The sequence below is a fragment of the Lutibaculum baratangense AMV1 genome (assembly GCF_000496075.1).
In the GTDB taxonomy this organism is placed as follows: domain Bacteria; phylum Pseudomonadota; class Alphaproteobacteria; order Rhizobiales; family Tepidamorphaceae; genus Lutibaculum; species Lutibaculum baratangense.
Genome location: NZ_AWXZ01000039.1, coordinates 486,539 through 501,389 on the forward strand (window position 1 = coordinate 486,539; position 14,851 = coordinate 501,389).

Below are 14,851 nucleotides of genomic sequence, written 5' to 3' on the forward strand. Positions count from 1 at the left end.
AGAGGATGGAGATCTTCGAGATGATCAAGAACGGCGACATGCACGTCGAGAGCCTGCGCGACGGACGCACGGTCTATATCGACGGCCATCAGGTTGCGGAGCCCGTGGACGATCCGGCCTTCCGCAACGCCGTGCGCTCCTACGCGCAGCTTTACAACCACCAGGCGCAGAACCCCGAGCTCATGACCTTCGAGACGGAGACCGGCAAGCGCGTCAACCGGATGTGGGAGCTGCCGACGAGCTACGAGCAACTCGTGAAGCGCCGCGAGGCGCTCGAGTCGTGGTCGGAGCAGCACTACGGCTTCCTCGGCCGCTCGCCGGACCACGTCGCCTCCTGCATCTCCGGCATGTATATGGGCCTGCCAGTCTTCGAGCAGTACGACCAGGGCCGCGCGAAGGCGCTCGCCGACTACTACCGCTACGCGCGCGACAACGACCTCTTCCTGACCTACGTCATCATCAACCCGCAGGCGGACCGGTCGAAGGCGGCGCACGAGCAGGCCGACCCCTACCTCACGACCGGCGTGGTCGACGAGGACGCGGAGGGCATCACGGTGCGCGGCGCCAAGATGCTCGCGACGTCGGGCATCATGGCCAACGAGGTCTTCGTCACCTGCATCCAGCCGCTGCGCGAGGGCGACGAGATCTACGCGCTCTCCTTCGTCATCCCCATGAACGCGAAGGGCTTGCGGGTCCTGTCGCGCAAGTCCTACGAAGCCGGTGCCCAGTCGCGCTTCGACAACCCGCTGGCGAGCCGTTTCGACGAGAACGACGCCGTCCTCTATTTCGAGGACGTGAAGGTGCCGTGGGAGCGTGTCTTCGTGCACAAGAACGTGCAGATGGTCGCGAAGCAGTTCCACGCCACGCCGGCGCACGTTCACCAGAACTACCAGTGCCAGATCCGGCTCATGGTGAAGATGCGCTTCCTCGCGGGGCTCGCGCGCGGCATCACGGAGACGAACGGCACGAGCGCCTTCCCGCAGGTCCGGGAGATGCTGGGGCAGATCGCCGCCGAGGCGAAGATGGTCGACGCGCTCGTGCGCTCGATGGAGGTGAAGGGGCGGATGGAGAACGGCTACTTCGTGCCGGACCGCCACACGCTCTACAGCGCGCAGGTGCTGACCCAGCAGCTCTACGGCAAGGTGATCACCTCGCTGCGGGACCTCGCGGGTGGCGGCGTCATCATGCTGCCGTCCAGCATCGAGGACTTCGCCGATCCCTATATCGCGTCGATCATCGACAAGACGCAGCAGTCGCCGGTCCGTTCCTCGCGCGAGCGCGTGAAGTTCTTCAAGCTCGTGTGGGACGCGATCGGCTCGGAGTTCGCCTCGCGGCACTCGCAATACGAGATGTTCTATGCGGGCGCCACCTTCGTGACGAAGGGTCACTCGTTCCGCAGCTACGACTGGGAAGGCGCGGGGCGGCTCGTCGAGGACTGCCTGTCGAGCTATTCGCTCGACGAAGAGCTGCAGAAGGTGAAGCGGGCGGCGGAATAGACTGCCCGGGACGAGCATGGATCAGGGGTCGCCGAAGACGCTCGGTGGCCCCGCAACGGAAGAGAGAGCAGGAATGGCGATCGACAAGCCGCATCTGGAGTTCCACACGGTCGACATGACCGAAGGCTTCGCGAGCCCTCCGGGATATCCGGCGGGGATCCAGCAGAAGATCCTGGCCGGCTACCTCGACGAGGAGAAGAAGGTGGGGAACCGCACGAGGCTCCTGCGCTTCGAGCCCGGCGTCTTCACGACGAAGCCCTTCGTCCACGACTACTACGAGGAGGTCTACCTGATCTCCGGCGACCTGACGGTCGGCAACGACGAGAACGGCGAGGGCGGTGAGAGCTTCCCGCCGAACACCTATGCCTGCCGCCCGCCCGGCGCCTATCACGGCCCCTTCAAGTCCGAGAAGGGCTGCCTGCTCGTCGAGATCCACTACTACCCTTAGGCCGAGGTTCCGCAGAGGCGGAGTTCGAGAGGCGCCTCCGGGCGCCTCTTCCCGTTTTTCGGTGGCAGAGCTCAGTGCCGTGCCTCGGCGAGCGTCGTCTCCATCACCTCGCCGCGCTCGATCTGAAGCGCCCGGTCCGTCACGCCGCCCAGCAGTTGCGGACTCGACTCCGTCACGAGCAGCGTGAGGTCCTTCCGCTGGTCGCGCACCTTGGCGAGGGTTCGGGCGTAGTTCAGCGCGAGCGCCGGTGCCAGGCCCTGGAACGGCTCGTCCAGCAGGATGACCCGCGTCGCCACCATGAGCGCGCGGCCGAGCGCCACCATCTTGCCCTGGCCGCCCGACAGGCTGCCCCCGGGCCGCCGGGACAGCTCGCGCAGCTCCGGCATCAGCTCGTAGACGGAGCCGAGCCGCTCGCGCGTCGTCGACTGGTCGAGCTTCAGGGCGAGCGTCGGCAGAAGAAGGTTCTCCTCGACGGTAAAGCCGGGGATCATGCGCCGGTCCTCGGGGGCATAGCCGATACCGAGGGCGGCGCGGCCGTGGTCCGGCACCTCCGCGAGATCCTGGCCGTCGATCGTGATGCGGCCCGCCGAGAGCGGCAGGAGCCCCATGATGGTGCGCAGCGTCGTCGTCTTGCCGGCGCCGTTGCGGCCGATCATGACGGTCGTGCGCCCTTGCGGCAGCTCGAACGAGACGTCGCGCAGCACGGTGTGGCCGCCGAATTCGACGCGCGCGTTATGAAGGACGAGCATCAGATCACTCCCACCACGTCGCGCAAGACCGCGGGGTCGTTCATCACCTCGTCGGGCGGTCCGTCGGCGACGACCTTCCCCTGGTTCCAGACGATCACGCGGTCGGCGTAGCGGCGAACGAGGTCCATGTCGTGCTCGACGAAGACCGCGGTCACGCCCTGTGAGCGCAGGACGTTCATCAACCGGTCCATGAGGGGGAACTTCTCCCCCGAGCTCACGCCCGCGGTCGGCTCGTCGAGCAGCAGCAGGCGCGGCTCGAGCGCGAGTGCGAGTGCGATGTCCGTCAGCTTGCGGATGCCTTCGGGCAGCGTGGCGACGTCGCTCTCGGCCTGATCCTGAAGCCCGACCATCTCGAGAAGCGCGGTTGCGCGCTGCCTGTGTGCGGGCTGGTCGAGCGGGGCGAGAACCTGCCAGAAGCCCTGGCGCGCGGCGACGGCCAGCATCAGGTTGTCGATCACGCGGTGCTCCGTGAAGAGCTGCGGGATCTGGAAGGCGCGGGCGATCCCGAGCTTCGTGATCTGGCGGGGCGTGTTGCGGGTGATGTCGCGCCCTTCGAGGTGGATCGAGCCTGCGTGCGGCTTCACGTAGCCGGTGCAGAGGTTGATGAAGGTCGTCTTGCCCGACCCGTTGGGACCGATGATCGCCAGGACTTCCCCTTGGCGCACCTCGACATCCACGCCGTCGGCGGCGCGGACGCCCCCGAAGGAGACGTGGACGTCACGGACCGAAAGAAGCGGCGCGGTCATCGACGTGGCCCCCGCTGCGTCGCCCGCTCGATGAGCCCATAGAGCCCGCGGGGCAGGAAGAAGATGACGATCAGGAGCCCGGCTCCGATGATGAGGTTCCAGATGTTGTCGAAGTAGATGACGGCGAAGGACCGGATGATCTCGAGGAAGAAGGCTCCCACGAACGGTCCGACCACGCCGCCTATGCCGCCGAGGACCGCCACGAGCACGAGCTGTCCCGAGATGGTCCAGTAGGCCAGTTCCGGCGACACGTGTCCGACAAGCAGTCCGTACATCGCCCCGCCGAGGCCGGCCAGTCCAGCCGAGGCGACATAGGCCGCGAGCAGAACCCTCGGCACCGCGATCCCGAGATACTCGAGGCGGATCTCGTTCGTCTCGACCGCCGGGAGCGCCTCGCCCATCGGGCTCTTGAGATACCGGTGCACGAGGTAGCCCACGCCGAAGGCGAGGACGAGGCCGCCGTAGAGAAGGATGCTCTCGAGCGTATCGCGCTCGATCGTGGTGCCGAACAATGTCGGCGTTCCGATGCGGACTCCGTCCGTGCCCCCCGTGAGGGCGTAGAGCTTCGAGAGGAGGGTGAAGAAGACCATCGAGACGGCGAGGTTCAGCATCGCAAAGAAGATGCCGCGGTAGCGCACCATGAAGAGGCCGATGATCAGGCCGACGAGGCTCGACACGGCGACCGCGCCGGCGAGTTGCAGGATAAGGTCCGTGACGCCTGCTCCCCTCGAAAGGTAGGCGACGGTGTAGGCGCCCAACGAATAGAAGAGCGCGTGCCCGATCGAGATGAGGCCGGCGCGCAGCAGGACCGCGACGCCGAGCGCCGCGAAGCCCTTCGAGATCACGAGGGTGAAGACGAAGGCGAGCCAGGGAAACGCGAGGGGGAACGCGACGAAGAGCGCCGCGAGCGCGAGGAGGAGGGCGATGCGCATCGTCGTCAGATCCTTCGGGCCTGGGCGGTGCCGAACAGCCCGTAGGGGCGCACGAGGAGGACGACGAGCATCACGAGATACGGCATGACGGGCTCGAACGCCGGGGCATAGTAGATCGCGATCACGCGCGAGAGCCCGACGATGACGGCCGCGAGCGCGGCGCCCTCGATCTGCCCGAGGCCGCCGATTGCGGCCACCGCGAAGCCGAGCACGATCGCCTCCGCTCCGAGCCCGGGCGCGACCCCCGAGGTCGGGGTGGCGAGCGCACCCCCGAGGGCCGCGAGGAAGACGCCGATCGTGAAGGCGATGGAATAGACTTGGCGCGCGTTGATGCCGAGGGTGACGGACACCTCCGGGTCGGCGACCACCGCGAGGATCAGCTTGCCGAGCCTCGTGTGCCGCATCAGCAATCGCAGGCTCACGACCACGACGACGGCGAGCGCGATCAGCAGGAGCTGGTAGTTCAGGTAGATGATGCCCCCGATCTCGCTCACGCCGAGCACCTGCATCGCCGCGTCCTGGTAGTGCGCCTGGACGCCGAAGACGAGCTTCTGGAGATCCTCGAAGATCAGGAAGAGCGCGAACGTCACAAGGATCTGCAGCGCCTCGGGCTTGCCGTAGGTGTAGCGGATGAAGGTCGCCTCGATGAACGGCCCGAGCAGTGCCGCGACCAGAGCCGCGCTGATCAGCAGGATCGGGAACGACAGCCAGGGGCTGAGGCCCGCGCTCGCCGCCCAGCCGCCGATCGAGACGGCCACGTAGGCGCCGATCGAATAGAAGCTCCCGTGGGCGACGTTGAGGACGCGGAGCACGCTGAAGACGAGCGTCAATCCGACGGCGATGAAGAAGATGAGGGACGCGGCCGCAAGGCCGTCGACCAGAAGAGGTATGATGATGTCCATCGTGGCCCGGGATGATGCGACGCTCTTTGGGGGTTCAGCGGGCGGGGCAGGCCCCGCCCGCGCGTCGAACGGCTCCTACTCGTAGGATCCGGGCTTCGGCAGCGAGGCTGCGAAGTCGGGCGTCAGCGTCCCGATCCAGGCCATCGGGTCCTCGCCGACCGGCGGCGTCACCTGGTCGGCAGGGTAGCGCACCATCTCGCCGATGACGGGGAAGTCGTGTTCGTCGGACGCGACGGTGACGCCGACCAGCTGGTCCACGAGACCGTCATGATCCTCGCGGACCGTCACCGTGCCGGTCAGCGTCTCGAGCTCGAGGCCCGCGAAGGCTTCGCGGAGATCGGCGCGGCCGGGCCAGCCGTCGCTCGCCTCGATCGCCTTCTCGTAGGCCGCCTGAACGGCGAGGATCGTGTTCGCCATCTTCATGGCGGGGAAGACCGGGTACTCGCCGAACCTCTCCCTGTAGGCCGAGACGAACTCCTTCGTCCGCTCGTTCGCCTGGGCATCCGGCGACATCCACCAGCCGTCACCGAGCACGCCGACGATGACTCCTTCCGGCAGTTCGACGCGCTGCAGCACCGATTCGCCGAGCGCCAGGACGACCTGCGACGACCGGAAGAGGCCGCGGGCCTGCGCCTGGCGGACGAAGTTCTCAAGGTCGGCCCCCCAGAGATTCGAGAAGATGACGTCGGGCCTGGCGGCCGCGATGCGCGAGATCTCGGTGTTGAAGCTCGCCGTGCCGAGCTTGGGGAAGAGCTCGGCCACCACCTCGACGTCCGGGTTGAAGGCCTTCATCGCGCCGGTGAAGATCTGCGCAGCGTCGTGACCGAAGGCGTAGTCGGGATTGATGATCGCGATGCGGGTCGCGTCGGGGCTCTTCTGGGCGAGGTAGGCCGCGTAGGAGATGAACTCCGGGACCGTGCTCGAATTCGGCCGGAAGACGTAAGGGTGCTCCTCGCCGAGGAAGAGCTGGTGCGTGTCGCAGTTCCAGGTGACCATCGGCACTTCGAGCTGGTCAGCGATCGGCGCGAGCGCCATGCAGTTGCCGCTCGACAGCGCGGCCACCATCACGCCGATCGACTGGTCGCCGGCCAGCCGCCGGAACTCCGACACCACGCCCTCGCCGCCCTGAGCCTCGTCGACATAGGTCGGCGCGATCGGCACGCCGCCGATGCCGCCGGCCTCGTTGATCTGTTCGATGATCAACTCCGCGGCGTTGCGGCCCGGCATACCGTAGGCGGCCGCGGGCCCCGATGTGAAGGTGAAGATCCCCATCCCGATCCGCTCGGGCCTGTCCTGCGCCGCCGCGGGCCCGGCGATCACGCCCAGTCCGACCGCGAGTGTCGCTGCTAGCTTCCACATGTCCTGTTCTCCTCGTTGGCGCCTCGGTGCCGAGGCTCGGGCGGTCACCGCGATGCCCCATGGCGGCCGCCCCACGCCCCTCGCTCGGTGGCGATCAGCGATATATTAAAAAGGTCTTGTGAAATTTCACAAGGGCATTAAACGTGGAGCTGTGTTGCACAGCCTGTCGCGGCCTCACGAGGGCGGGCAGGCTGCCGGCAGCGCCAACCAAAGAACCGGGCCACCCCCCTACCGTGCTCGCGCAAGGGAAAAACCAAGATGCTTGAACTGCCCATCCGGATCGAGAGCGTGAACGGCGCGTCGGACGACACGATTTCGGTCGACGAGCTGGTGATCGCCGGCTGGACGGGCCGGAACAAGGAGGCGATGGAGCACCACATCGCCGAGCTCGAGGCGCTGGGGGTCAAGCGACCCGCGCACACCCCGATCTACTACGCCGCGGCCGCGAGCCGCCTCACTCGGGCACCCACGATCGAGGTTCTCGGTGGCGCGTCGACCGGCGAGGCCGAGTTCGTCCTCCTGGCCGGGCCCAGGGGCCTCTATGTCGGCGTCGGCTCAGACCACACCGATCGCAAGGCCGAGACAATCGGTGTCACGCTGTCGAAGCAGATGTGCGACAAGCCGATCGGGGCGGCGGTCTGGCCATTCGAAGAGGTCGCGGACCACTGGGACGAGCTCGTGCTCCGCAGCCACGCCATGATCGACGGCGAACGCGTGCTCTATCAGGAGGGCGCGCTGAAGGGCATGCTTCCGCCGGACTCTCTCATCCATGGGTATGACGCTGGCGGGCAGCTGAAGCCCGGCACGGTGATGTTCGGCGGCACGTTCGTGGCGATCGGCGGCGTGCGTCCCGCGACCGCCTTCGAGTGCGAGCTTGAGGATCCCGTGCTGAACCGGCGGCTGACGTGCCGCTATGCGATACGCGAATTGCCCGACCGCGGCTGAGGCCCTAGCTTTGCCGCCCGGGGCCAGAGACGGCAGCACACGATGAGCATGCAGGAGCAGGCGGCTGCGCGCGAGAAGGGCATGCAGCGCGACGAGGGACCCGCGCGGCGAGTCTCGCTGCGCGACCAGGCGTACAGGCTGATCAAGCAGCAGATCATCACCTGCGAGCTGAGGCCGGGCGAGGTCTTGAGCGAAGCAGCCGTCAGCACGGCTCTCGGCATCGGGCGGACGCCGGTGCACCAGGCGCTCGACCGGCTCATGGTCGATGGTCTCGTGGAGGTGCTGCCGCGCAAAGGCGTCATGGTTCGGCCGCTCAGCCTCCATGAGGCGCTCGAGATCATCGACGTTCGGGTGATCAACGAGACCTATTGTGCCCGGCTTGCCGCGCAGCGCGCCGAACGGGGCGACGTGGAGGTGCTGCGCGACAACCTCGACGGCATGCGCCGTGCGTCACGGCGGCGCGAGATCAACGAGCTGATGCGTCTCGACCGGGAGTTCCATTCCGCGCTGTCGGCCGCGGGGCGCAACTCGATCCTGTCGGATTTCCTGGCGAACCTGCACGACCGCGCCCAGCGCTTCTGGTTCGTCTCCCTCAGGGCGCCCGACCACCACGACCGCGTGTGCGAGCAGCACGCCGCGATAGTGGATGCCATCGCCGCGCACGATCCGGATGGGGCCGCCGAGGCGATGCGGTTCCACATCGAAGCCTTCCGCACGAACGTCACCCGCCAGATCTGAGGGACACGCGGGCGTCGCGAGCCTCCTGAGGCTGCACCCGACCGCCCTCGCTCGTGGCGGATCGTCAGCGACCTTTCCAGACGGGATCCCGTTTCTCGGCGAAGGCGCGGGGTCCCTCGAGCTGGTCCTCGCTGCCGTACAGGATGTCGACGGTGGCGTATTGCCGCCGGGCGATCTTGTTCATCACGGTCTGGTAGTCCGAGCCCTCCGCGTCGCGGGCGATCTCCTTGATCGCGGCGAAGACGAGAGGCGGGCCCTTCTCGAGCAGGCGCGCGAGCTCCCAGGCCTTGTCCATGAGGCCCGCGGCGGGGACGATCTCCTTCAGGAGGCCCCAGCGCAGCGCTTCCTCCGCGTCCATCCAGCGGCCGGTGTAGAGCATGTCCATCGCCACGTGAAACGGGATGCGCTTCGGCAGCTTCGCGGTCGCGGCGTCGGCGACCGTGCCGGCGCGGATCTCCGGCAGCGCGAAGGTCGCGTGATCGGCCGCGAGGATGAGGTCGCAGGAGAGCGCGAGCTCGAAGCCGCCGCCGACCGCCATGCCGTTGACGGCGGCGATGACGGGCTTGTTGAAGTCCCTGAGCTCCTGCAGGCCCCCGAAGCCGCCGATGCCCGTGTCGTCGTCGACGGCGGCGCCGGCCGCCGCGGCTTTCAGGTCCCAGCCGGCGGAGAAGAACTTGCTCCCGCCGCCGGTGACGATCGCGACGCGCGTGTCGGGATCGTCGCGGAACTCCGCGAACACCTCGCCCATCACCCGGCTCGTGGGATAGTCGATCGCGTTCGCCTTCGGCCGGTCGAGCGTGACCTCGAGGATGCCGCCCTCGCGGCGGGTCTTCACGGCGTCGCCCATGATTCCTCCTTCGTGCGGATCAGCGCGTCGGCCGCGAAGGCACCCCGGCCCTCGCCGCAGACGAGCAGCGGATTGATCTCGATTTCCTGCAGATGGCCTGCGTTGGCTGCGACATAGGCGGCGACCGCCTCGATCGCGTCGAGCGCCGCCTCGAGGTCGGAGGCGCGGCTGCCGCGATAGCCGGTGAGGACCGGCGCAGCCTTCAGCGACATGAGCGCGGTGCGGAACTCGTCTCGCGTCGCCGGCAGGATGAGCGACACGGTGTCCTTCAGGAGCTCGACGAGCACGCCGCCGAGGCCGAGCGTCATGAGGAAGCCGAACTGCGGGTCGCGCACCACGCCGACGAGCAGCTCGGCGACGGGCTCGTCGACCATGCACTCGACGAGGAAGCCGGTCGTGATGCCGGCCATGTCGCCGGCCGCTGCCTCGACCGCGGCGGCGTCTGTGAGCCTCAGCCTGACGCCGCGGGCCTCGCTCTTGTGGGCGAGGCCGATCGCTTTCAGCGCGACGGGGAAGCCGATCTCCGCCGCGATGGCGGCCGCTTCGGCAGGCGTGCGGGCGACGCAGCCGCGAGGCACGGGAATGCCGGCGGCGGCGAGCGCGGCCTTCGCCTCGGGCTCGGAAAGCGTGCGCGTGTCGAAGGTCGGCTCCGTCCCGACGAGCGCGGGCGAGGCGAAGGGCCGCGCCCACGCCCGCCCGATCTGCGCGGCGGCCTCGATGGACGCCATCGTCTCGGCGATGCCGCAGAACGGCACGATGCCGAGGCCGACGATCTCCTCGCAGCGGGCCTCGGGCAGGTTCTCGGTCATCGACGCGACGATCGCGGCGCGCGCGCCGGTGCGCGAGACGGCATCGGACAGAGCGTTCACCGTGACGTCCCAGTCGGCATCGTCGCAGCGGTCGGTGCGGGGGAAGTCGAGGACGAGGCAGGAGAGGTCGAAGCCCGTCTCCATCATGGCCGAGAACGTGTCGGCCATCGCCTCGCGCTTGCCCCAGACGAAGGTGTGGTAGTCGAGCGGGTTGGCGATCGCGACCATGTCGTTGAGGGTCGATTTCACGCGCGCCCGGTCCGCACAGCCCAGCTTCTTGTACGACACACGCCGGCCGACCGCCGCGTCCGCCATGATCGCCGCCTCGCCGCCAGAGCAGCTCATCGACGAGATTGCGGAGCCGGGGAGGGGGCCGTGGACGTGGAGGAGCTTCAGCGTCTCGAGGAACTCCGGGATCGTGTGGAGCCGCGGGATGCCGAGCCGGTCGAAGAATGCGTCGGACGCGGCGGCGGCGCCGGCGACGGAGGCCGTGTGGGAGACGGTGGCGGCGCGCGCCTCGTCGGAGCGCCCGACGGTGAAGGCGACGACGGGGGTGCCGGCCTTCCGGGCGGCCTCGGCGAGCGCCTCGTAGCGGCGCAGATCGTCGATGCCCTCGACATGCAGGCCGACCGCGGTGACGCGGGGATCCTCGAGGAGTGCCAGCGCGATCTCCGACAGGCCCGTCTGCGCCTGGTTGCCGGCCGTCGCGACATAGGCGATCGGCAGGCCGCGGCGCTGCATCGTCATGTTGATCGCGATGTTGGAGGACTGCGTGACGATTGCCACGCCGCGCTCGCAGCGTTTTCCCCCGTGCTGGTCGGGCCACATCAGGGCGCCGTCGAGATAGTTGATGACGCCGTAGCAGTTGGGGCCGACGACCGGCATCTTGCCCGCCGCCTCGAGGAGGGCGGCGTTCAGCGCCGCCCCGTCATGCGTCTCGCCGAAGCCGGAGGCGTAGCAGATCGCCCCGCCGGCGCCGCGGGCGGAAAGCGCGCGCACGATCGAAACCGTCAGCTCTCGATTGACGCCGACGAAGGCCGCGTCGGGGGCGGCAGGGAGGTCCGCGATGCTGCGGTAGCAGCGCCGCCCGCAGACTTCGTCCTTCTTGGGGTGGACCGGCCAGATGTCGCCGTCGAAGCCCATCCGGTCGCACTGCCGCACCACCTCCTCGGCCTGCCTGCCACCGATGACGGCGAGTGTTCTCGGCCTGAAGACCCGCTCGAGCCGCGACATCAGGCGCCCAGCGGACGCAGGAGGCTGCGGGCGATGATGTGCCTCTGGATCTCCGAGGTGCCGTCCCAGATGCGTTCCACGCGGGCATCGCGCCAGAAGCGCTCGAGCGGCAGTTCGTCCATCAGGCCCATGCCGCCGTAGATCTGGATCGCCTCGTCGGTGACGCGCGCCAGCATCTCGCTCGCGTAGAGCTTCGCCGAGGCGATCTGGCGGTTCGCGTCGCGGCCCTTGTCGAGCGCGTCGGCCGAGGCGAGGGTCAGCCAGTCGGCCGCGTCGATCTCCGTGATCATGTCGGCGAGCTTGAAGCCGACGCCCTGGAACTTGCCGATCGGCTGGCCGAACTGCTTGCGGTCGGCGGCGTACTGCACGGCGAGGTCGAAGACCCTGCGCGCCCGGCCGACGCACATCGCCGCCACCGTGATGCGCGTGGCGTAGAGCCACTCGTTCATCACGTCGAAGCCGCCGTCGATCTCGCCGAGCACCTGGCTCCGCGGCAGGCGGCAGTCGTCGAAGTTCAGGATCATGTTGTGGTAGCCGCGATGCGACACCGAGCGGTAGCCCGGCACGATCTCGAAGCCCGGCGTGCCGCGGTCGACGAGGAAGCAGGTGATCTTCTTCTTGCGGCCGCGCGGCGTGTCCTCCTCGCCCGTCGCGATGAAGACGATGACGAAGTCGGCGACGTCGGCGTGGGAGATGAAGTGCTTCGTGCCGTTGACGACAAAGTCGTCGCCGTCGGCCCGCGCGAAGCACTTCATGCCGCGCACGTCGGAGCCCGCGTCCGGCTCGGTCATCGCGAGCGCGTCCATCTTCTCGCCGGTGACGGCGGGCATGAGGTACTTCTCGCGCTGCTCGCCCTCGCAGGCCATCAGGATATTCGAGGGGCGACCCCAGAACACCGACAGCGCCATCGAGGCGCGGCCGAGCTCGCGCTCGAGGAGCGCGAAGGTCAGGTGGTCGAGGCCGCCGCCGCCGACCTCCTCGGCCATGTTCGGCGCGTGGAAGCCGAGCTCGATGACCTTGCGCTTGATCTCGGCGCCGATCTCCTTCGGCACCTCGCCGAGCCGCTCGACCTCGGCCTCGTGCGGGTACATCTCGGTCTCGACGAACTCGCGCACGGTGTCGACCACCATGCGCTGCTCGTCCGTCAGGTCGAAATTCATGTCGGTCCTCCCGCTATTTCTTCTGTCCGACCGATCGGCCGGCGCCCTCGGGACGGGGCAGGGCCTCGTGCGCGGCGGCGATCTGCTTCGCCTTCGCCTGGATCTCCTCGCCGGCCGGGCAGGCGCGGCCCTCCTTCGTGTCGACGTGCAGCAGCAGGTGCTCGCCCGTCGCCAGCACCTCGTCCGTCTCGCCGTGGCGGATCTCGTGGAAGAGGTGGAGCTTCTTCTCGTCCGCCATCAGGACGGTGGTGAGCGCGTGGATCGGCTTGCCGGCGCGGACCTCGCGCAGGTGCCTTATATGCGTCTCGACCGTGTAGAAGGAGCGGCCCGACGCGTTGTAGGCCTCGTCCATGCCGACGAAGCGCAGGAGCGCGTCGGTCGCGTCGCCGAGAACCTGCAGGTAGCGGAACTCGGTCATGTGGCCGTTATAGTCCGTCCAGGCGGGCGAAACGGTCGTCTCGTGGAGCCGCAGCGGCTTCGTGATGTCGTGCTCGGCCGCGGCGGCGCGCGCATGGGCACGTGCGTAGAGCCGGTCCTCGTACTGGCGCAGCGTTTCGCCGGCACCCCAGCCCTTGCCGTCGTTCTGACCTTTCAGCGCCTGCATGATCGCGACGAGGTTCTCGTCGCGGATCCGCTCGAGCTCCCGGATGGATCGGTGGCCCGACTGTGCGTCCGACTGGCCGGCGATCAGGTCGACGAGCTCGTTGTTGAACTCCGGCACGTCCATGAGCTTCGTCCACGGCCAGCTCAGCGTGGGGCCGAACTGCGCCATGAAGTGGCGCATGCCCGCCTCGCCGCCGGCGACGCGGTAGGTCTCGAACAGGCCCATCTGCGCCCAGCGCAGGCCGAAGCCGAAGCGGATCGCGTCGTCGATCTCCTCGGTCGTCGCCACGCCGTCCTTCACGAGCCACAAGGCTTCGCGCCAAACCGCCTCGAGGAAGCGGTCGGCGACGAAGGCGTCGATTTCCTTGCGGATACGGAGCGGCTTCATGCCGATCTCCGAGAAAATCTCCTCGGCCCTCGTCATCGCAGCTTCGCTGCTCTTCTCGCCGCCGACGATCTCGACGAGCGGCAGGAGGTAGACCGGGTTGAAGGGGTGCGCCACGAGCAGGCGGCCGGGATGCTTCATCTCGGCCTGCAGGTCGGTCGGCTTGATGCCTGAGGTCGAGGAGGCGATCGGAACGTCGGCGCCCGCCGCAGCCTCGATCTCGGCGTAGATCTTCCGCTTCAGCGCCGTCTGCTCGGGGGCGGCCTCTGTGATCAGCTCGGCGTCCTTCACCGCGTCGGCCACGGAAGAGGCGAAACGATAGCTGCCCTTGGCGGTCTGCGGTGCGTTCGTGAGCCGCGCGTAGGCGCGGTCGGCGCCGGCGACGACCTCGCCAACCTTGCGCGGGGCCTCCGGGTCGGGATCGAAGATCGCGACGTCGATGCCGTTGTGGATGTAGCGGGCGACCCAGCCGGCGCCGATCACCCCGCCGCCGATCACGGCGACTTGTCTCGGAAGTGCCATTTCGTCAGCCTTGCTTCCTGAGCTTGAGTTTGTCGCGCACGGCGTCGGGGCCGATCACCTTCGCGCCGAGGCCCTCGACGATCCCCTTCGCCTTCAGGACGAGGTCCTCGTTCGAGGCCAGGACACCGCGCGACAGGTAGATGTTGTCCTCGAGGCCGACGCGGACATTGCCGCCGGCGAGCATCGCGGCGGCGGCATAGGGCATCTGGTCGCGGCCGATCGAGAAGGCCGAGAACACCCAGTTCTCCGGCAGGTTGTGGACCATCGACATGAGCGTCGGCAGGTCGTTCGGCGCGCCCCACGGAATGCCCATGCAGAGCTGGACGAGGACGGGTTCGTCGATCAGCCCCTGGTCGACGAGCCACTTCGCGAGCACGAGGTGGCCCGTGTCGAAGATCTCGATCTCGGGCTTCACGCCGAGCTTCTGGATTTGCGCCGCCATGTCCTTGAGCATGGCGGGCGTGTTCGTCATGACGTAGTCGCCCTCACCGAAGTTCATCGTGCCGCAGTCGAGCGTGCAGATCTCGGGCAGGAGCTCCGCGACATGGGCCAGGCGCTCGGTCGCGCCGACCATGTCGGTGCCCGTCTCGGCCGGCGGCAGCGGCTTTTCCGTCGAGCCGAGCGTCAGGTCGCCGCCCATCCCGGCCGTCAGGTTGATCACCATGTCGACGCCGGAGTTTCGGATGCGCTCGACGGCCTCGCGGTAGAGCGCGACGTCGCGGGAGCCGGCCTTCGTCTGCGGATCGCGGACGTGGATGTGGACGACCGCCGCGCCGGCCTTGGCCGCGGCGATGGCGTCCTTCGCGAGCTGCTCGGGCGTGACCGGCACCTTGTCGGACTTGCCCGTCGTGTCGCCGGCGCCGGAGAGCGCGCAGGTTATGAAGACCTCCCGGTTCATCGCGAGCGCCATGTCGTTCCTCCTTCGGGTTGTTCGAGATCGGTTGGTGCGCAGCTTGGCGTGGAGGCACGCGCCATGT

Annotated in this window: 14 protein-coding genes; 4 read left to right on the forward strand and 10 right to left on the reverse strand. The window is 68.3% G+C overall.

The window, feature by feature from the left end; genetic code table 11:
• Positions 1–5 precede the first annotated feature (5 nt).
• Together N177_RS16980 and N177_RS16985 are read left to right on the forward strand one after the other, a co-directional pair.
• Positions 6–1,496, forward strand: coding sequence for a 4-hydroxyphenylacetate 3-hydroxylase family protein (locus N177_RS16980; protein ID WP_023433631.1), 1,491 nt, complete (start codon positions 6–8; stop codon positions 1,494–1,496).
• A 73-nt stretch (positions 1,497–1,569) separates the two neighbouring features.
• Positions 1,570–1,944, forward strand: a complete 375-nt coding sequence (locus N177_RS16985; protein ID WP_023433632.1) for a cupin domain-containing protein — start codon at positions 1,570–1,572, stop codon at positions 1,942–1,944.
• A 71-nt stretch (positions 1,945–2,015) separates the two neighbouring features.
• On the opposite strand, the gene N177_RS16990 is transcribed toward N177_RS16985, so the two are convergent.
• The 5 genes from N177_RS16990 to N177_RS17010 form a co-directional block, all read right to left on the reverse strand.
• Positions 2,016–2,693 (reverse strand): ABC transporter ATP-binding protein, encoded by a 678-nt coding sequence (locus tag N177_RS16990; protein WP_023433633.1) that lies wholly within the window; start codon positions 2,691–2,693, stop codon positions 2,016–2,018.
• Positions 2,693–3,439 (reverse strand): ABC transporter ATP-binding protein, encoded by a 747-nt coding sequence (locus tag N177_RS16995; RefSeq protein WP_023433634.1) that lies wholly within the window; start codon positions 3,437–3,439, stop codon positions 2,693–2,695. Before N177_RS16995 ends, N177_RS16990 begins: the two co-directional genes overlap by 1 nt.
• Complete coding sequence (locus N177_RS17000) at positions 3,436–4,371, reverse strand: branched-chain amino acid ABC transporter permease (RefSeq protein ID WP_023433635.1); 936 nt, start codon at positions 4,369–4,371, stop codon at positions 3,436–3,438. The genes N177_RS16995 and N177_RS17000 overlap by 4 nt, the downstream gene beginning before the upstream one ends.
• A gap of 5 nt (positions 4,372–4,376) precedes the next feature.
• Positions 4,377–5,273, reverse strand: coding sequence for a branched-chain amino acid ABC transporter permease (locus tag N177_RS17005; protein WP_023433636.1), 897 nt, complete (start codon positions 5,271–5,273; stop codon positions 4,377–4,379).
• A gap of 75 nt (positions 5,274–5,348) precedes the next feature.
• Complete coding sequence (locus tag N177_RS17010) at positions 5,349–6,632, reverse strand: ABC transporter substrate-binding protein (protein ID WP_023433637.1); 1,284 nt, start codon at positions 6,630–6,632, stop codon at positions 5,349–5,351.
• A gap of 258 nt (positions 6,633–6,890) precedes the next feature.
• Between N177_RS17010 and N177_RS17015 the strand changes: the two genes are divergently transcribed.
• Both N177_RS17015 and N177_RS17020 read left to right on the forward strand, forming a co-directional pair.
• The gene (locus N177_RS17015) at positions 6,891–7,577 is read left to right on the forward strand and encodes a DUF2848 domain-containing protein (RefSeq protein WP_023433638.1); all 687 of its coding nucleotides are present in this window, start codon (positions 6,891–6,893) and stop codon (positions 7,575–7,577) included.
• A gap of 42 nt (positions 7,578–7,619) precedes the next feature.
• On the forward strand, positions 7,620–8,315 hold the full coding sequence (locus N177_RS17020; RefSeq protein ID WP_023433639.1) for a GntR family transcriptional regulator: 696 nt from the start codon (positions 7,620–7,622) through the stop codon (positions 8,313–8,315).
• A gap of 64 nt (positions 8,316–8,379) precedes the next feature.
• Here the strand turns inward: N177_RS17020 and N177_RS17025 are convergent, their stop codons facing one another.
• Genes N177_RS17025 through N177_RS17045 form a run of 5 tightly spaced genes read right to left on the reverse strand, consistent with a single transcriptional unit; the run spans position 8,380 to position 14,784 of the window.
• Positions 8,380–9,162, reverse strand: a complete 783-nt coding sequence (locus N177_RS17025) for a carnitinyl-CoA dehydratase (protein WP_023433640.1) — start codon at positions 9,160–9,162, stop codon at positions 8,380–8,382.
• Positions 9,147–11,204, reverse strand: coding sequence for an acetate--CoA ligase family protein (locus N177_RS17030; protein ID WP_023433641.1), 2,058 nt, complete (start codon positions 11,202–11,204; stop codon positions 9,147–9,149). The genes N177_RS17025 and N177_RS17030 overlap by 16 nt, the downstream gene beginning before the upstream one ends.
• A complete protein-coding gene (locus N177_RS17035; RefSeq protein ID WP_023433642.1) occupies positions 11,204–12,364 on the reverse strand; it encodes an acyl-CoA dehydrogenase family protein in 1,161 nt (386 codons plus the stop codon). Before N177_RS17035 ends, N177_RS17030 begins: the two co-directional genes overlap by 1 nt.
• Positions 12,365–12,377: 13 nt before the next feature.
• On the reverse strand, positions 12,378–13,874 hold the full coding sequence (locus N177_RS17040; protein WP_040485973.1) for a carnitine 3-dehydrogenase: 1,497 nt from the start codon (positions 13,872–13,874) through the stop codon (positions 12,378–12,380).
• 4 nt (positions 13,875–13,878) lie between these two features.
• Complete coding sequence (locus N177_RS17045) at positions 13,879–14,784, reverse strand: beta-keto acid cleavage family enzyme (RefSeq protein WP_023433644.1); 906 nt, start codon at positions 14,782–14,784, stop codon at positions 13,879–13,881.
• Positions 14,785–14,851 lie beyond the last annotated feature (67 nt).